13 protein-coding genes are annotated in these 18,507 nt (G+C 67.8%); 7 read left to right on the top strand and 6 right to left on the bottom strand.

Annotated elements, in window-relative coordinates; all coding sequences use genetic code 11:
• Positions 1-80: 80 nt before the first annotated feature.
• Positions 81-2,897, top strand: coding sequence for an aconitate hydratase AcnA (gene acnA, locus C5E06_RS10275; RefSeq protein WP_104306825.1), 2,817 nt, complete (start codon positions 81-83; stop codon positions 2,895-2,897).
• Positions 2,898-3,050: 153 nt separating this feature from the next.
• A complete protein-coding gene (locus C5E06_RS10270; RefSeq protein WP_104306824.1) occupies positions 3,051-4,202 on the top strand; it encodes a glycerol dehydrogenase in 1,152 nt (383 codons plus the stop codon).
• A 76-nt stretch (positions 4,203-4,278) separates the two neighbouring features.
• Here C5E06_RS10270 and C5E06_RS10265 read toward each other — a convergent pair whose 3' ends face one another.
• The 4 genes from C5E06_RS10265 to C5E06_RS10250 form a co-directional block, all read right to left on the bottom strand.
• Positions 4,279-6,420, bottom strand: coding sequence for a 3-hydroxyacyl-CoA dehydrogenase NAD-binding domain-containing protein (locus C5E06_RS10265; RefSeq protein ID WP_104306823.1), 2,142 nt, complete (start codon positions 6,418-6,420; stop codon positions 4,279-4,281).
• 5 nt (positions 6,421-6,425) lie between these two features.
• Positions 6,426-7,652: a thiolase family protein gene (locus C5E06_RS10260; RefSeq protein WP_258063782.1), complete on the bottom strand. Its 1,227-nt coding sequence runs from the start codon at positions 7,650-7,652 to the stop codon at positions 6,426-6,428.
• A 75-nt stretch (positions 7,653-7,727) separates the two neighbouring features.
• Positions 7,728-8,954 (bottom strand): HRDC domain-containing protein, encoded by a 1,227-nt coding sequence (locus C5E06_RS10255; protein ID WP_104241340.1) that lies wholly within the window; start codon positions 8,952-8,954, stop codon positions 7,728-7,730.
• The gene (locus C5E06_RS10250) at positions 8,944-9,549 is read right to left on the bottom strand and encodes a DUF3000 domain-containing protein (protein WP_104241339.1); all 606 of its coding nucleotides are present in this window, start codon (positions 9,547-9,549) and stop codon (positions 8,944-8,946) included. The genes C5E06_RS10255 and C5E06_RS10250 overlap by 11 nt, the downstream gene beginning before the upstream one ends.
• A gap of 104 nt (positions 9,550-9,653) precedes the next feature.
• Between C5E06_RS10250 and C5E06_RS10245 the strand changes: the two genes are divergently transcribed.
• Complete coding sequence (locus C5E06_RS10245; protein WP_104306822.1) at positions 9,654-10,835, top strand: alpha/beta hydrolase; 1,182 nt, start codon at positions 9,654-9,656, stop codon at positions 10,833-10,835.
• Here the strand turns inward: C5E06_RS10245 and C5E06_RS10240 are convergent.
• A complete protein-coding gene (locus C5E06_RS10240) occupies positions 10,832-11,275 on the bottom strand; it encodes a SufE family protein (protein WP_104241337.1) in 444 nt (147 codons plus the stop codon). The two genes, C5E06_RS10245 and C5E06_RS10240, sit on opposite strands and share 4 nt — an antisense overlap.
• A gap of 169 nt (positions 11,276-11,444) precedes the next feature.
• On the opposite strand from C5E06_RS10240, the gene zapE reads away from it, so the two are divergent.
• The 4 genes from zapE to C5E06_RS10220 all read left to right on the top strand — a co-directional run bounded on the left by zapE (position 11,445) and on the right by C5E06_RS10220 (position 15,483).
• Positions 11,445-12,431 (top strand): cell division protein ZapE, encoded by a 987-nt coding sequence (gene zapE / locus C5E06_RS10235; RefSeq protein WP_104341194.1) that lies wholly within the window; start codon positions 11,445-11,447, stop codon positions 12,429-12,431.
• A gap of 205 nt (positions 12,432-12,636) precedes the next feature.
• The gene (locus tag C5E06_RS10230) at positions 12,637-13,869 is read left to right on the top strand and encodes an ammonium transporter (RefSeq protein ID WP_104241336.1); all 1,233 of its coding nucleotides are present in this window, start codon (positions 12,637-12,639) and stop codon (positions 13,867-13,869) included.
• A 122-nt stretch (positions 13,870-13,991) separates the two neighbouring features.
• Complete coding sequence (locus C5E06_RS10225; RefSeq protein ID WP_104306820.1) at positions 13,992-14,492, top strand: DUF456 domain-containing protein; 501 nt, start codon at positions 13,992-13,994, stop codon at positions 14,490-14,492.
• Between the two features lie 112 nt (positions 14,493-14,604).
• A complete protein-coding gene (locus C5E06_RS10220) occupies positions 14,605-15,483 on the top strand; it encodes a hypothetical protein (RefSeq protein ID WP_104306819.1) in 879 nt (292 codons plus the stop codon).
• Between the two features lie 105 nt (positions 15,484-15,588).
• On the opposite strand, the gene C5E06_RS10215 is transcribed toward C5E06_RS10220, so the two are convergent.
• Positions 15,589-18,435 (bottom strand): ExeM/NucH family extracellular endonuclease, encoded by a 2,847-nt coding sequence (locus C5E06_RS10215; protein WP_181062945.1) that lies wholly within the window; start codon positions 18,433-18,435, stop codon positions 15,589-15,591.
• Positions 18,436-18,507 lie beyond the last annotated feature (72 nt).

Below are 18,507 nucleotides of genomic sequence, written 5' to 3'. Positions count from 1 at the left end.
TCGAGGCAAGCCACGGCGAGACGCGAGATGATTGCTGGGCGCGGGCCGCGCACCCAGAGTTGCAAAGAAGGAGCCGAGACGTGACCGCAGTCAACAGCTTCGGAGCCAAAGACACGCTCAGTGTCGACGGCACCGAGTACGAGATCTTCCGCATCGACAAGGTTGAGGGGTTCGAGAAACTCCCCTTCAGCCTCAAGGTTCTCCTCGAGAACCTCCTCCGCACCGAAGACGGCGCGAATGTGACCGCAGAGCAGATCCAGAAGCTCGGTTCGTGGGTGCCTTCGGCAGACCCGGACACCGAGATCCAGTTCTCGCCAGCGCGTGTCGTCCTCCAGGACTTCACCGGTGTTCCCTGCATAGTCGACCTCGCCACCATGCGCGAGGCCGTGACCCAGCTGGGCGGTGACCCCGAGAAGGTCAACCCGCTCGCTCCCGCTGAGCTCGTCATCGACCACTCGGTCATCGCCGACCTCTTCGGTCAGGCCGACGCGCTCGAGCGCAACGTCGAGATCGAGTACCAGCGCAACGGCGAGCGCTACCAGTTCCTCCGCTGGGGCCAGACCGCCTTCGAGGACTTCAAGGTCGTCCCCCCGGGAACGGGCATCGTCCACCAGGTCAACATCGAGTACCTGGCGCGCGTCACCTTCGTCCGCGAGGTGGGCGGCGTGCTGCAGGCGTACCCGGACACCCTCGTCGGCACCGACTCCCACACCACGATGGTCAACGGACTCGGCGTGCTCGGCTGGGGCGTCGGCGGCATCGAGGCAGAGGCGGCCATGCTCGGCCAGCCCGTGTCGATGCTCATCCCGAAGGTCGTCGGCTTCAAGCTCAAGGGCCAGATCCCCATGGGCGTCACCGCGACCGACGTCGTCCTCACGATCACCGACCTCCTGCGCAAGCACGGCGTCGTCGGCAAGTTCGTCGAGTTCTACGGCGAAGGTGTCGGCGCAGTGCCGCTCGCCAACCGCGCCACGATCGGCAACATGAGCCCCGAGTTCGGCTCGACGGCCGCCATGTTCCCGATCGACGACGAGACCCTCAGCTACCTGCGCCTCACGGGCCGCAGCGAGGAGCAGGTCAAGCTCGTCGAGGCGTACGCCAAGGAGCAGCACCTCTGGCACGACCCGAGCAAGGAGCTCTCCTACTCGGAGTACCTCGAGCTCGACCTCTCGACCGTCGTCCCGTCGATCGCCGGCCCCCGCCGCCCGCAGGACCGCATCGAGCTGTCCAAGGCCAAGGGCCAGTTCGGCGCCGACCTCAACGACTACACGGCGGAAGACTTCGGACTCGTCGACGTCGCCGGAGAGGACAGCTTCCCGGCGTCAGACCCCGCCAAGCTCACGCCGACCTCCGAGGACTCCGACGTCCGCGAGCAGCAGACGGCGCCGACCTTCTCGCACGACCGCAAGCCGGTCCAGGTGCAGGGTGCTGACGGCCAGAGCTACACGATCGACCACGGCTCGGTCGCCATCGCGGCCATCACGAGCTGCACCAACACCTCCAACCCGTCGGTCATGCTCGCGGCGGGTCTTCTCGCCAAGAAGGCGAGCGAGCGCGGCCTGAAGGCGAAGCCGTGGGTCAAGACCACGCTCGCCCCCGGCTCGAAGGTCGTCACGAACTACTACGAGAAGGCCGGACTCACCGACTCGCTCGAGGCGCTCGGCTTCTACACGGTCGGATACGGCTGCACGACGTGCATCGGCAACTCTGGTCCCCTCAACGAGGAGATCTCCGAGGCGATCAACGACAACGACCTCGCCGTCACCGCTGTCCTCTCCGGAAACCGCAACTTCGAGGGTCGCATCAACCCCGACGTGAAGATGAACTACCTGGCTTCGCCGCCGCTGGTCATCGCCTACGCGCTCGCCGGAACGATGGACTTCGACTTCGAGACGCAGGCGCTCGGCAAGGACTCCGACGGCAAGGACGTCTTCCTCAGCGAGATCTGGCCGACCGCAGACGAGGTGCAGTCCACGATCGACACGTCCATCGACACGGACATGTTCACGCGCGAGTACGGCGCGGTCTTCGACGGCGACGAGCGCTGGCGCTCGCTCCCCACGCCCACCGGCGCCACGTTCGAGTGGGATGACCAGTCGACGTACGTCCGGAAGCCCCCGTACTTCGATGGCATGGTCATGGAGCTCACGCCGGTCACCGACATCAAGAGCGCGCGTGTGCTCGCCAAGCTCGGCGACTCGGTCACGACCGACCACATCAGCCCTGCTGGATCGATCAAGGCAGACAGTCCCGCCGGAAAGTACCTGACGGAGCACGGCGTCGGCCGCAAGGACTTCAACTCCTACGGCTCGCGTCGCGGCAACCACGAGATCATGATCCGTGGAACGTTCGCGAACATCCGCCTCAAGAACCAGCTCCTCGACGGCGTCGAGGGCGGCTACACGCGTGACTTCACGCAGCCCGACGGCCCGCAGTCGTTCATCTACGACGCCGCGCAGAACTACGCGGAGTCCGGCACGCCGCTGGTCGTCCTCGGTGGCAAGGAGTACGGCTCCGGCTCTTCTCGCGACTGGGCTGCCAAGGGCACGAGCCTGCTCGGCGTCCGCGCCGTCATCGTCGAGAGCTTCGAGCGCATCCACCGCTCGAACCTCATCGGCATGGGTGTCGTCCCGCTGCAGTTCCCGGCAGGCGAGAGCTGGGCATCGCTCGGCCTCGATGGCACGGAGTCGATCTCGATCCAGGGCATCGAGAAGCTCAACGATGGCTCCACGCCCAAGACGGTGCACGTTATCGCTGAGCCCACCTCTGACTCGCCCGAGGGCAAGCAGACGATCGAGTTCGATGCTGTCGTGCGCATCGACACCCCCGGTGAAGCCGACTACTACCGCAACGGCGGAATCCTGCAGTACGTGCTCCGCCAGCTCGCCACGGCGTAGCGGGCGCAGCGCAGAACCGAAGGGCGGAGCCGAGAGGCTCCGCCCTTCGGCGTCGTACACGATTCGCGTCCTCCCTCGCTGAGTACGGGCGCTGTGCGCGTGCATCTCCGGTCGATACCGTTGGAGCGATTTCCCACGACGAAGGAGTTCCGCATGAGCACTGAGATTCCCATCCGCACCGTACTGAGCCCAGGCCGCTATGTGCAGGGCAAGGGCGCACTTGCACGGCTCGGGGAGTTCGTCGCGCAGATCGGGTCCACCCCGCTGCTGCTCGCGGACGACTTCGTCTGGGACCTCCTCGGGGAGCGCCTCTCGACCTCGTTCACCGGGGGAGAGGCCGAGGTCCCGCGCGAGCGCTTCAACGGCGTCGCCTCCTCGGGAGAGATCGACCGCATCGTCGAGGTCATCACGGCGAGCGGCAGCGACGTGATCGTCGCCGTCGGTGGAGGCAGCACGATCGACGCCGCGAAGGCCGCGGGCCACCTCGCTGGCGTCCGATGGGTGAGTGTCCCCACAGTCGCATCCACCGACGCGCCGACCTCGGCGCTCGCCGTCATCTACACGGAGGCAGGGGAGTTCGAGGAGTACCGCTTCTTCCCGCGCAACCCCGACCTCGTGCTCATCGACTCCCAGCTCGTGGCGGATGCACCCGCACGGTTCCTCGTGGCTGGTTTCGGCGATGCGCTGGCCACCTGGCTCGAGGCCCGTGCGACGAGCCGCTCCAACGCGAGCACGATGGCGGGTGGGCTGCCCACGCAGACCGGAACGGCCCTCGCGAAGCTCAGCTGGGACGTCCTCTGGGAGAACGCGGCGACCGCGCTGGACGCCGTTGAGGACGGCGTGGTGACGCCGGCTCTCGAGCGCGCCATCGAGGCGAACACGCTGCTCTCGGGACTCGGCTTCGAGTCAGGTGGGCTCGCTGCCGCCCACGCGATCCACAACGGGCTGACAGCCGCCCCGCAGACGCATGGCCTGCAGCACGGCGAGAAGGTCAACATCGGATCGATCGCTCAGCTCATCCTCGAGGGGGCTCCCGCGGAGGAGATCCGCGATTTCATCGTCTTCACCACGAAGCTCGGGCTTCCGACGACGCTCACGGAGATCGGGCTCTCCACCGACGACAAGCACGAGCTGCGGCTCGTCGCCGAGGCCGCGACCGTGGCGGGGGAGACGATCCACAACATGCCGTTCGCGGTGACGTCCGACGATGTCATCGCCGCGCTCACCTCGCTCGAGCGGCTCTCGCGCCGTATCCGCGCCGAGGCCGGGCTCCCAGAGCCTGTCAAGTACCACGCCAAGCACTGACGACGACCCCACGACACGAAGGCGCCTCCTCACCCGAGCTTCGGGGAGGAGGCGCCTTCATTGTCAGCTGACGGGGTCAGTGCGCCGCGGCTCCGCGGATCGGCGGCGTATGGAAGGTGCCTCCGAACGCCTTCTGGGAGGCTCCGACCCGGTCGAGGTAGGGCGTGATGCCTCCCGCCTGGAACGGGTAGCCAGCTCCCAGGATGAGGCACAGGTCGATATCCTCCGGCCCCGCAACGACCTGCTCATCGAGCATCCGCTTGATCTCGTCGGCGAGGCCGACCTCGACGCGGTCGGCGAATGAGGCGGCGGTCATCGGCGTCTTGCCACCCGCGACGATCTGCACGGCCTTCTTGTCGAAGCCCTTCACGCGGCCCTTGCCGTCACGGTCGTACAGCTTGCCGTAGTCGGCCAGCCTGTGGAGGTTCTCGGACTCGAAGAACCGATCAGGGAACGCCTTGTGATGCGTGTCGAGCACGTGGGCGCCGACCTTGAGCCCCACCAGCTCGAGCAGCTCGAACGGTGTCATCGGGAGGCCGATCCTGTCGAGCGCGTGGTCGACGGTCTCGAACGAGGTGCCGGTGTCGACCGCGTTCATGGCCTCGCCAAGGACCTTGGCGAGGACGCGGTTGACGACGAATCCTGGCGCATCCCTGGTGATGACGGCGGTCTTCTTGAGGTTCTTCGCGGTTGCCATCGCCGTCGCCAGCGTCGCGTCGTCGGTGCTGTCGGTCCGCACGACCTCGATGAGCGGCATCTGCGCGACGGGGTTGAAGAAGTGGAAGCCCACGAGGCGCCCCGGGTGTTCGAGCTGAGCGCCGATCTCCGCGACCGAGAGGGAGGAGGTGTTCGTGGCGAGAACGGTCTCGGGTCCCACGATCTTCTCGAAGTCCGCAAAGACCTGCTGCTTGACGCCCAGCTCCTCGAAGACCGCCTCGATGACCCAGTCGCAGTCCGCGAACTCGCTCCGGTCGGTCGTGCCGTGGACGAGGCCGATCAGTCGGCCGTACTCGTCGTTCTCGATCCGCCCCTTCTCGTGCAGCTTCTCGAGCTCGCGCCGGATGGCCGCGACTCCCGTGTCGACGCGAGCCTGGTCGAGATCGGTGATGACGACCGGCACCTTCAGGCGGCGCACGAAGAGCGTCGCGAACTGTGTCGCCATGAGGCCGGCACCGATGACGCCGACCTTGTCGATGCGGCGAGCGAGGGCCTTGTCCGGGGCGCCTGCGGGGCGCTTCGCACGCTTCTGCACCAGGTTGAAGGCGTAGATCGAGGCCACAAACTGGTCGCCGGAGATGAGGTCGGCCAGGGCCTCGTCCTCCGCGGCGAAGCCCTTCTCCCGGTCGTCGCCCTTCGCGAGCTTCAGCAGCTCGAGTGCGCGGTAGGGAGCGAGCGCGACGGTGCCGAGCTTCTCCTCAAGCGACTTCCTGGCGATGCTGATCGCGAGATCCCACTTCGCGAGGCGCTCGAGGCGTCCGGGAGCGTTCGGCCGCTTGACCTCGATGTCTCCGCCGATGACCTTGTCGGCCCAGGCCAGCGAGTCCTCCAGGAAGTTCAAGCTCGGGAAGATCGCGTCGGCGATGCCGAGCTCCGCCACCTGGGGTCCCTTGAGCATCCGGTTCTGCTTGAGCGGATTCTCGATGATGACCTTGAGGGCGTTCTCGATGCCGATGAGATTCGGGAGGATGCTCGCGCCTCCCCAGCCCGGAACGAGGCCGAGGAAGGTCTCGGGCAGGGCGAATGCCGGAACGGTCGCGTCGACCGTGCGGTAGTCGGAGTTGAGCCCGATCTCGACGCCGCCTCCGAGCGCGAGTCCGTTGTAGAACGTGAAGCTGGGTACGCCGAGCTTGCCGAGGGAGCCGAGCACCTCATGGCCGAGCCTCGCGAGGAGGAGCGCGACCTCTCGGCTCGGGATCGATCCCACGTTGGAGAGATCAGCTCCGGCTGCGAAGTTGAAGCGCTTGCCCGTGATCGCAACCGCATGGATGTCATGGGAGGAGGCGCGGGCGCGCAGGCCGGAGAGGACCTCGCCGAGTTGGGCGAGCGTCTCCGGTCCGAGCGTGTTCGGGCGCGTGTAGTCGTGGCCGTTGTCGAGGGTGATGAGGGCCAGCGTGCGGCCGCTCGGCAGCGTGACGTCACGGACGAGCGAGTGCGTCACGACCTCGTCGGTGCTCATGGCGAGCAGGGGAGCGTAGCGTGCTCGAAGATCGGTTGCCATGGTGCTCAGCGTCCCTTCTTGCCGAAGCCTCGGCGTGCGTGCGACTTGCCGTTCCAGTTCGGGTTCTCCCAGATGACCGTGCCGCCCTGTCCGAGTCCGACGCACATCGCGGTCAGGCCGAAGCGAACCTCCGGGTGCTCCTCGAACTGCTTCGCGAGCTGCGTCATGAGGCGGACACCTGAGGATGCAAGGGGATGCCCGATGGCAATGGCTCCACCGTACGGGTTGACCGAGGGGTCGTCGTCGTCGATGCCGTAGTGGTCGAGGAACGACAGCACCTGGACGGCGAAGGCCTCGTTGAGCTCGAAGAGTCCGATGTCGTCGATCGTCATGCCGGCGCGATCGAGGGCCTTCTCGGTCGAGGGCACGGGCCCGAGACCCATGACCTCGGGCTGCACTCCGGCGAACGCGAACGTCACCATGCGCATCTTCGGGGCGAGGCCGAACTCCTTCGCGGCGGCGCTCGAGGCCAGGATGGCGGCCGTGGCCCCGTCGTTGAGCCCGCTGGCATTTCCGGCCGTCACTCGGCCGTGCGGGCGGAACGGGGTCTTCAGCGTCGAGAGCGTCGCCATGTTCGTCTCTGGTCGGAGCGTCTCGTCGCGGGTCGCAAGACCCCAGCCCGCTTCGGATTCGATGGCGACGGGGATGAGGTCCGGCTGCAGCTGGCCGTTCTCGTAGGCGGCAGCGGCCTTCTGCTGGCTGCGCATCGCGTAGCGGTCGCTGCGTTCGCGTGTGAGCTGCGGGAATCGATCGTGGAGTCGCTCGGCGGTCTTGCCCATGTTCAGGGCGTCACCGCTGACGAGCTGCTCGGCGACGAAGCGCGGGTTGGGGTCTGCGCCGATGCCGAGCGGGTGCCTGCCCATGTGCTCGACGCCGCCGGCGATGGTGACGTCGTAGGCCCCGAAGCCGATGCCGGACCCCATGGTGGTGACGGCCGTCATGGCGCCAGCGCACATGCGGTCGATGGCGAGGCCGGGAACGGTGTTCGGAAGTCCAGCGAGGATCGCCGTGGATCGGCCGAGCGTCAGTCCCTGGTCGCCCTGCTGGGTCGTCGCGGCGATGGCGACGTCGTCGTAGCGTTCGTGCGGGATCTGCGGGTTCCGGTCGAGGAGACCCTTGATCGCCTTGACTGCGAGGTCATCCGCACGGGTCTTCCAGTACATGCCCTTCTCGCCCGCACGTCCGAATGGGGTTCGAACGCCGTCGATGAACAACACTTCTCGATTGGCCACACTGCCTCCAAGCATCTATTGACTCGGTCATCCTATGGATGCTCGCCTGATCGGAAGCCAATGCGTCGTGTGAAGCTACGAATCCTCGTCGTTCTGCACGGAAGTCAATTGGTCAGCTTCTACAAAAGCCGAGGCGATTCCCTGTGCAACCTCGCTGGTCTGCCAGGCCCGTGCGCCGAGCTCGCGCAGGTGCTCGGCGACGGCGTCGGCGGAGACAGGCTGACGCGGGACCCAGGCGGCTCGCCGCAGCAGCTCCGGCGTGAGCAGGTTCTCAACCGGCATGTGGAGGGTCTCAGCGTGGGCGACGAGGAACTCGCGCGCGAGCTTCAGCCGACGGTCCGCCTCGGGGGAGCGCTGCTCCCACTGGCGGTGGTGCGGCATGCGGTCCGGGTCCCGTGGCGCCTGCGGAGGCAGCTCCTCGGTCGTGAGGCCGCGCTCGACGGCACCCCACCAGCGGTCGAGCTGGGTTCGGGATGCGCGTCCGGTGAATTCCTTCAAGCGTGCCAGCTCGCCTCGAGTGCGGGGCATGGCTGTCGCGACCGCTGCGAGCGCTCGGTCCGGGAAGAGTCGCCCAGGGGCGGTGTCGGTACTGCGCGCCGCCTCGTCGCGAGAGAGCCAGAGCTCCCTCGCCACAGCGAGGGCCCTCGGGCTGCGGAGCCGGCTGATGCCGCCGATCCGACGCCACGGGTCCGGCTTCTTGACCCCCAGCTCGCGAGTGAGGATGTCCGCGAACTCCTCGCGGGCGGCATCGAGCTTCTCGGCGTCGATGAGCTCCTGGTGGAGCTGGTCCCTGACGTCGATGAGCAGCTCCACGTCGAGCGCAGCGTACGCGAGCCAGGTTTCCGGCAGTGGGCGAGTCGACCAGTCGGCGGCTGAGTGCGCCTTCTCGAGCGAGATGCCGAGCAGGCGCTCGATGACGGCGCCGAGCCCGACTCGCTCGTACCCGAGGAGCCTCGCCGCGAGCTCGGTGTCGAAGATGAGGCTCGGGTCGAGATCGAGCTCGCGGAGGCACGGAAGATCCTGTGTCGCCGCGTGGAAGATCCACTCCTCGTCGCCGATGATCTCCTGCAGCCGCGCGAGCGATCCCGTCGCGATGGGATCGATGAGGAGCGTGCCGCTCCCTCGCCGGTAGAGCTGCACCAGGTAGGCGCGCTCCGAGTATCGGTATCCGGATGCGCGCTCCGCGTCCACGGCTACGGGTCCTGTGCCGGCGGCGAGACGATCGAGTGCCGCCTGCAACTGCGCTTCGGTCTCGATCACCTCCAGTCCGCCAGCTTTCAGACGGTCGGCATCAAGCCCCATCTTTCGCCTTCCTCAAGTGCTGGAGAACCTGGACTCCGTCGTCGGCCTCGGTCTCCGGGGGCATGCCCGCCAGCAGGCAGAGCAGCTCGCCCCAGGCTTCAGCGTGAGCCGCGAGGTCCGTCTCCCGTGGGGTCCAGGATGCGCGGAGTTCGATCTGGGCGCCCTCGCCCTGGTCTTCGAGCTCGCCGAAGCCTCGACCGTTGATGGTCGTCGCCGTGCCGGACGGGTGCTCGAAGGCCGCGCCTCTGGACTCGAGGGCATCCATGAGCCACGACCAGGCAACGGGCGCGAGGAAGGGGTCGACGCCGATCTCGGGTTCGAGGGGAGCCTGGGCGAAGCACACGACGCGGAAGGCGCCGCGCCAGGCTTCTGGCTCGCTCTCGTCGTGCAGCAGGATGAACCTGCCGGTTCCGAGCTCGGAATCGCTCGCGTGAGCAGTAGGCCGCACGTCTCCGGAGAGGGCGAGCGACTCGGGGGCCAGGTTCGCCGGGGGGCGGATCTCGCTCACCGTGAGGGCAGAGCGGAACTCGGCCGCACGGACCGCCTCTACGGCGGCCTCGAACTCCGGGGCGGATCGATGCAACGGGACAACCACGCGACGAGACTAGGCCTGGCCCTGGGCTCCGCAGATCAGGCGCGCCGTGTCGGAACGTCGCCCGTCCGGCGTGTTCACGGCCGGGTTGCGTCATCATCGACGTGATGTGTGCCGCAAAACGTGCCTCAACCGAGTCGTCGTCGTCGGCGACGAAATTCGCCGCAGCCTCGCTCGGCGCTCTCGTCGTGGGACTCGGCGCCGTCGTCGCGACCGCCTCAACCATGGTCGCGCGCGCAGTCGTCACCCCGCCGCGACGCCGCAAGGATCCGGTCCGCCTGCTCGGCGTCGACAAGCAGGCGGGCACCGTCACGCTCGCGCGCACGCCGGAGACGGCCGCTCCCGGGCACTACAGCCTCGTCTTCGCGGCAGAGACGGGTCGCGCCAACGTGGGTGCAGTGGTCGACGAGTCAGAGCGCACCGTCACGAGGCGCTTCTGGGGGGAGCAGGGCGCGCAGCTCGAGCGGGTGCGGTCCGTGCGCCTGGCATCCGCGCCGCAGCTGTGGGTTCGGGACCTCAACCTGCCCTGGCGCTGGGTCGATGTGCAGACGCCACTCGGTGCGATGCCAGCCTGGCTCATCCCCGCGGCTCAGGCCAGCGACTCGTGGGCGATCCACGTCCACGGTCGCGGTGCGGTCATGACGGAGCCCCTCCGGGCCGTTCCGCTCTTCCGCGGTCGAGGCTGGAACTCGCTCGTCGTGAGCTACCGCAACGACGCTCTGGCGCCGCCCTCGCCAGACGGCAAGTTCGGTCTGGGAGCCACGGAGTGGCGCGACGTCGAATCGGCGATGGACTGGGCCGTGTCCAGGGGTGCTCGGCGCATCATCCTCGTCGGGTGGTCGATGGGCGGGGGCACGGTCATGCAGGCGGCCCTCAACGCGCGACACCGGAAGCTCATCGCGGGCATCTTCCTCGAGTCTCCCGCGTTGAGCTGGCGATCGATCCTTCGTTATCAGGGATCGGCCATGCGGCTCCCTCGATTCGTGACCGCACTCGGCATCTGGCTCATCGGCAGCCCGCTCGCGCGGCCCCTCCTCGGCCTGGAAGCGCCGATTCCGCTCTCGAAGCTGGAGATCCTTGATCGGCTCGCCGAGCTGACGGTGCCCATCCTGCTCTTCCACTCGAGTGGCGACACGGTTGTGCCGGTCGATGCGAGCCGGGAGCTCGCCAGGCGGCGCCCGGACCTCGTCACCTATCGGGAGTTCGAACGGGCACTGCACACGCGGCTCTGGAACGTCGACAGCGGGAGATGGGAGCAGTCGTTGGACGAGTGGCTGGCGACCTTCTAGGAGCGTCCGTCCGCCGAGAGGAGCTCGAGCAGCTGGCGCTTCGCCCGCGCCTGCAGGGCCACCATGCCGCTTCGTCGCAGCGGTGAGACCAGATCCGTGAGCCCGAGGGCTCCCGGGAGATCCTCGGGAAGCCCCAGGAGAGCCTCCGGTTGCTGCCCATCCACGCCCTGGACAAGCGCAGCCGCGAAGCCCCGTGTCATCGGCGCGCCGGGTGGAACGGAGATGCGCAGGCGCACACGCCGCTCCGGGGTCAACGAGACGTCGAAGAAGACGGGCGACTGACACTCGATGACGCGCTCGAACGACGCAGTGTCACCGGGGTCGACGCCGGGGAGCTCTGCACCGATCTCGGCGAGGAGTTCGAGGCGGTCGCGGGGTGATACCTCGAGCAGCTCCTCGCGGAGCAGATCGAGGGATTCCGGAAGCGTGACGTCGTGCATGCCACCACGGTACCGGGCAGGTGCCCTGACGACGCGCAGCTGGGCGGCTGGCGGTAGGATCTGCAGGAGCCCGCACCGGGCATTATTCACTGGAAAGTACGAGGACTCCGTGGGCGTAGGCCGCTTGCTGCACCTGACCGAACTCTCACCGACCGTCACGGCGGCAGAGATGGTGAAGGACCTCGTGCCCCCCAGGCAGTTCGACGCCGCCAAGTTCGCCACGTACCGGCCCGATCCCGAGTACCCGTCCCAGGCCGCTGCCGTTGAGGCGGGGGAGCGCTTCGCCGGAGTGAAGGCAGCTCCCGCGTCCGGGAGCAAGGGCCTCTTCGGCTTCCTCAAGAAGGCACCGCCCGTCAAGCCCGGCATCTATCTCGACGGCGGCTTCGGCGTCGGCAAGACGCACCTGCTCGCCTCGATCTGGCACGCGCACCCGGGACGCAAGTACTTCGGCACCTTCATCGAGTACACCGCGCTCGTGGGCGCCCTCGGCTATGCAGAGGCGGTCCGCTCACTGCGGGGCACCAGCCTCATCGCCATCGACGAGTTCGAGCTCGACGACCCGGGCGACACGATGGTCATGTCCAGACTCCTCGGTGAGCTCGTCGACTCGGGTACGAGCATCGCCGCGACGAGCAACACCCCGCCGAACGCACTAGGCGAGGGTCGCTTCGCGGCCTCGGACTTCCTCCGCGAGATCACGAAGCTGGCCGACGTCTTCGACACCCTGCGCATCGACGGGACCGACTACCGGCGCCGCGACATGTCCGGCCACGCCGCCGTCACGCCGCCGGAGCGCCTCGACTCGCTGGTGGAAGACGCGGTCGCCGACGGCAGGTCCGTCGCGTACGACGGCTTCGACGACCTCGTGCAGCACCTCGCCACCGTGCATCCGTCCAAGTACGTCCGGCTCGTCGAGGACATCGACCTCCTCGCCCTCAGCGATGTGCACGAGCTGACCGACCAGGCTGAGGCCCTCCGCTTCGTCGCCTTCATCGACCGCGTCTATGACGCGCAGATCCCCATCGCGGCTTCTGGGCTCGCCCTCGACCGGATCTTCGGCGGCGGGATGATCGACGGCGGCTACCGGAAGAAGTACCTGCGCTGCGTCTCCAGGCTCATCGCCTCGACTGCGCAGGAGCAGACCGCCTCCGTGTGACGGGCGCGTCCCGTGCCACGCCTCCGGTGGCGCGATGACGCTCGCGACACAGACTCGTAACACACCGGGCCGCTCCGAAACATGATGGAAACGGTCCCGCCCCATCGCTGACACGCGCCTTGCGCAGACTCATTGCATCTCCCCACTCCGTGTCACGACGACGCGGCCTCCAGGTCGCAGCACGGGTGGCGAAAGCGAGGATGCAATGGATACCGGTGGAACCGCCTGGCTGATGATCAGCGCAGCGCTTGTGCTCTTCATGACACCAGGACTCGCCCTCTTCTACGGCGGCATGGTGAAGGAAAAGAGCGTCGTGAGCATGATGATGCTCTCGTTCGGGGCCCTCGGCCTCGTCGCAGTGCTCTGGATCCTCTACGGCTACAACATGTCGGCCGTCTCGGGAGATTCCTTCTTCCAGTTCGCGGGAGACCCCCTCTCCGACTTCGCGCTCACCAACCTGATCCAGGACAGCAACGCGACCGCCGGTGCGGCGTACGGCGGCACCTTCGCCATCATCACCACTGCTCTCATCTCGGGAGCCATCGCAGACCGAGCCAAGTTCGGTGCCTGGATGCTCTTCGCCGGCATCTTCGCGACGTTCGTGTACTTCCCCGTCGCTGCCTGGGTCTGGGGCGGTGGCTGGATCATGCAGCTCGGCGCGCAGCTCGGCTTCGAGGGTGTCGAGGTCATCGACTACGCGGGTGGCACGGCGGTGCACATCAACGCCGGAGCGGCCGCGCTGGCCCTCGCTCTTGTCCTCGGCAAGCGCGTCGGCTTCGGCAAGGGCATCACGCAGCCCCACAACGTTCCTCTTGTCCTCCTCGGAACCGCGATCCTCTGGTTCGGCTGGTTCGGCTTCAACGTCGGCGCGGCGTGGGGCGACCTCGAGGGCACCGAGTTCCCGGGACCCGGACTGCTCTTCATCAACACGATCGCAGCTCCCGCCGCGGGTATCCTCGGCTGGATCATCGTCGAGAAGCTGCGCAACGGCAAGGCGACCTCGATCGGTGCCGCGTCGGGCGCGATCGCCGGCCTGGTCGCGATCACACCGGCCTGCGCCGTGCTGACGCCCGGCTGGGCGCTGCTGCTCGGCCTCGTGTCCGGTGTCCTGTGCGCCTTCGCGATCGAGCTGAAGTTCAAGCTCGGCTTCGACGACTCGCTCGACGTCGTGGGCCTGCACCTCGTCGGCGGCCTCGTCGGCTCCATCTGGCCCGGCCTGTTCGCCTTCGACACCGGTCTCTTCACCGGTGGCGGGTTCGAGCAGCTCATCGTCCAGCTCATCGCTTCCCTCGGTGTCCTCCTCTACTCGTTCGGAGTGAGCTTCCTCGTGGCCTGGGTCATCCAGAAGACCATCGGCTTCCGGGTGCGCCACGAGGACGAAGTGGCCGGCGTCGACGTGGTCGTGCACGGCGAGACCGGCTACGCGCTGTCCCGCTGATCACGCGGACGGCCTTCGGGGGCCGTGCATCCACACCTGTGGATGCACGGCCCCCGTTCTCGTTCATCACCCTGAGCGCACCCCCAAGGGATGGGACTCGGCAACCCGGTACGGTTGAGGGCATGAGCGCACCTGTGATCGCAGCAATCGTCGCCGTGGTCCTCGCCATCATCGGCATCGTCGGCATCATCGTTCCCGTGCTGCCAGGCAGCATCACGATCGTCATCGGCTTCCTCGTCTGGGCGATCTTCGCCGGCTCCTGGCCCGTCTGGGTTGCGTTCGCGATCGGCGCCGTTCTGCTCATCACGGGCATGATCATCGGCTGGGTGCTCACGGGGCGCGGTCTGCGCAAGAAGCAGGTCCCGAATCGCTCCGTGCTCATCGGGCTCGGCGTCGGCATCGTCGGGCTGTTCGTGCTGCCGGCGTTCGGGCTTCCGATCGGCTTCGCCGTCGGTCTCGTGGCCTCGGAGTACGTGAGGGTTCGGGAGTTCCGCGCAGCCCTCGACTCGAGTTGGACCGCAGTGAAGGCGCTGGGCCTCGGCATGGTCATCGAGCTCATGTGCGCGCTCGTCGCTACGACGATTCTCGCGATCTCGATCTTCGTCCATTTCGTCTGGCTCTGAGTTTCCTGAACTCGCGGGCAGGTCTGACTTCGACTTTTGCGCAGATCCCCATACCCTGGGTGAAGCTGTCCGCGTTCTGTGCGCGAGAGCAGATCGTGTTCGGAGGAGCCGTATGTCGAACGGGGAGACCTCGAACGCCGTACTGGCGTTCGTGAAGAAGCGCCCTGGTGAGCTCGCTGCGGCGACCATGAGCGTCATCGCCGTGGGTGCCGTGGTCGCTGCGCTGACGGTCTCGAGCGGTCAGGGCGCCAAGGTCGCCGAGCCGATCGACACGGTTGCTGCCCCGGAGACGACGAGCGTAGCCGCATCGACGGCGAACTCGAGTGACGTCGTGAACCTGCACATGCTCGCGCAGCCGCTCGCCAGCCTGCCTGCTGAGCGGGTGGGATCTGCGCAGAAGACTGCGCTGGAGGATGCCCTCAAGCAGGTCAAGGACGCACTCAGCGCGACGGCGTCGGAGGCAGATTCGCTGCAGACGGCGTATACGGCGCTCCAGAACGCAGTTGGCGGTATGGCCACGAGCACGCTCGCGCTGGGGCGTGAGCATCGCCTGCAGGTGACGCTCGCATCGGCGGACATCCTCACGGCCTACGATGCTGCGCTCATCGAACTGGATGACGCCGCCGATGACCGTGCGCGCACGAGCGGCATCGCGTCCGTCGTGCGCCAGGGCACCGCCGCTCAGAGCTCCCACAGCGCCGCCGTCAACTCCCAGCAGGGCGAGGACCCCAACGCGCCGGAGCCTCCACTGGATGATTCCGGAGACGACGAGCCCACCCAGGCCCCCAGCCCGTCGGAGCCGGTACCGCCGGCGCTGACGGCCCAGCCTGTCCCGGACGGTCCTGGTGCCAGCACGCCCCCGACGGAGCCCGAAGAGACACCGGCGCCGACGGATCCCCCCGTTCCGGAGCCGACCGAGGGTCCCAACGAGCCGCAACCGACCGGTGAGCCGACGCCCACCGCCGAATCGGGCAGTACACCGAGCACCTGACGCTCGGGCGCTGGCCCGGACATCAGAGAGCCGGCCGCAGTGCATCCCTGCACTGCGGCCGGCTCTTGTGCTGAGCCCCGACCGTGCGGGCGCCCGTCTGTCAGATCAGGCTCGTGCCCTGCGCCGCCTCAGGAGCAGCGCGAATGCTCCCGCGAGCAGGCTCGCCCCACCGCCGACAGCCAGGAGTGCGCCGAGATCGGCCCCGGTGCTCGCGAGCTGCTGGGCTTCCGCGCCTGGGCCATCGTCCGAGCTGTCCCCGTGTGCGCCTGGGGCCGTGGGACCTGCGCCGGACGTCGCGAACGCACCGGGCCCACCAGCATCGCTCGGAGTCGGAGTCGGAGTCGGGGTCGACTGCGGCTCGGAGGGGACCGGCGTGCTCGTCGGACCCGCCGTCGGCTGCGGCGACGGCTCTTCGGCGAAGTCCAGTCCGATGAGGAACGGGTTGTGATCGGAGGAGCGGTACACATCGCCCGAGTAGAGCTGTGTGCGGTTGTAGTTGTTTCGGCTGTACTCCGTGCCGACCTGCTCGTAGGCGTTGATCGTCCAGACGTCGGCGCCCGTGACCGCGTCCTCCGCTGCGTTGCTCGCCAGGATGTGATCGAGCGACCCGACAGCGCCGCCGAAGCTGTACGAATACTCGGTACCCGGTGAGCCGGGCACTCCAGCGGCGCGGTTGCGCGCATCCCCCAGGTTCGTGAAGCCCGCATCTGCGAGCACGCGCATGGGGGCCTCGTGGGAGTAGCTGTTGAAGTCGCCGGTCAGGAAGACCAGATCGGTGCCGTGCTCCGCGCGCTGTGCCTCCGTGAAGCGGACGAGGGCCTGCGCCTGCCGTGTTCGGTCACCGTTCCAACCGCCGACGGCTGCTGCGGGTCCGACGGCGTCGTCGTTGTTGGCATTGTCGCCGTCGCCTGAACCGCCCTTCGACTTGAAGTGATTCGCGACGACGACGAACTCCGTGTCCGTCGCTGGGTCAGAGAACGCCTGGGCGAGGGGCGCACGACCGTTCGCGAAGGCCGGGTCGTCGAGGATGCTCGAGGGGTGGCTCACCTCGACGGAGGCCGGCTGATAGATGAACGCCGTGCGGATGACGTCGTCACCCGTGGACGGCACCTCGGCGGGGGATGGAACGTGGGCCCATCGCTCCGAGCCTGCCGCCGTGTTGAGCGCCGTGACGAGATCGATGAGCGCCGCGTCGCGGTCCTTGCCAAAATCCGACGAGTCCTCGATCTCCTCGAGCGCGACGATGTCGCCGTCGAGCTGATTGATGGCGGCTACGATCTTCGCTTCCTGCCTCGCGAGGTTCGCCTCGTCCCAAGCTCCCCGCGGGAGGCATCCGTGGGCACTCACCGGCTTGCCGTCCCGATCGGTGTAGCTCTCACTCGGGTCGCAGAAGTCGACGCCGAGGCTCGTGAAGTAGTTGAGCACGTTGAACGTGCCCAACTGGAGGCTGCCGCCGACCAGCTCGGGAGCGGGCTCGCGGGCGTCGGAGAAGGTGGCTGGTGCGCCGTTGCTGCCCGTGAGCGTCGATGTGGGCTGGAAGCGGTAGCTGTCGAAGGAGTAGTGCACGACGACTGGCTGCGTGAAGTTCGCTGTCGCACCGATCGTGACGGGCGACTCGATGCTCAGGTAGGGGAGCGGGATGTCGGCGTTGATGAGGCCGCCACCTTCTCGACGGAGGAAGTCAGTCGATGCGCCGTCATCGAGGATGACGCTGTTGGCGGCGTTGTACTCCGCCTGCGCGACCGCCTCTGGGCTGCCCGGTGCCCCAGCCTCCGTCGGCGTCACAAGCAGACGTTCGCCGACGGAGAGCCCGATCTCTCCGTACTGGTTGAGCGCGTAGTTGTCTGCCACTCGGTAGGTGCCAGCTGGGGCGAGGAGCATTCCCTCGAAGCGCTCCCGCTCCTCGTCCGTCTCCGGCCAGTCGATCGAGAGGGGCTCTACGACGTCCGCAGGCCCGCGCTCGAGCTGCTCGAAAGCGCTTGCGCTGATCTGCGTCGACTCGAACCGCTCATCGACCCGTCCGGTGACCGCGACTCGATCGCCGATCCTGACGTTGGCGGCGGCTGCCGGGCCGTAGACGAAGATTCCGGTCGAGGCAGTGTGCGCGGTCGGGTCGGTCGCGCCTCTGGTCTGGATGTTGAAGCCGCCGAGTCCGCCTTCCGCGTAGACCGCGGTGACGATGCCCTCGGTCGTCACCGTCTGGTCGACCAGCGGAGACGCCGAGCCCGTGCCCTGGATCTCAGCGATCGACGCGAGCTCCGTGCTTGGCGGCACCGTCGGCGTCGAGCTCGCCGTGGGCTCGGGGGTAGTGGTCGAGCCGTTGGCGGAACTCTCTGGTGTCGGCGCCGCGGCCACGAAATCGGCGGAGTTCTGGTCGGTGTCGACCCCCGCCGTCGCGCGCTGCGTGCTCAGAGCATTGTCGAGTTCCGGCGCGGGAGCTGCGCCCTCGAAGACGCTCGCGGTGCCGTAGCCGACAAGATCCACGACTGCAGCCGCGCCTGTGCCGTCCGCTCCGGGAAGGCTGATCACGTCGGTCGTGCTCGCGAGAGCCACGATGCCACCACGCGCGCCCATGGCGATGTCGCCGCTCGAATCAGGGGTCGGCAGCTCGCCGGTGCTGGCGCTGCCGGCTGCCAGCGCGAGGAGATAGTGACTCCCAGGTGCCACATCGCCCGAGAGTTCGGCGACTCCGCCGAGGTTGCCGCTCGCGGAGAAGTACTGGACGGACCAGCCTTCGATGCTCACCGCCGAAGCGCTCGGGTTGTAGAGCTCGACGAAGTCGTTCGAGAAGCTCGACCCCGTGTTGCCACCGCCGCCGTACGCCTCGTTGATGACGAGCTCGGTGCCGCTGGGAGCCGCGAAAGTCGGGGGCGCGGCGGCGACGAGAAGGCCGCCTCCGGCAACGGTCGTCGCGGTTCCCACCGCAAGGAGCTTCTGCCAAGTTCGAGTCACGGTGTCCTCCTGGGCGTGCGTCTGTGACGGGTCGCGGTCACCGTATCGCCACGGTCTCGCCCAGCGACTTCG

Source organism: Pseudoclavibacter sp. RFBI5, from assembly GCF_002931395.1.
Lineage (GTDB): Bacteria > Actinomycetota > Actinomycetes > Actinomycetales > Microbacteriaceae > Pseudoclavibacter.
This window is presented reverse-complemented; position numbering and strand designations above follow the sequence as displayed.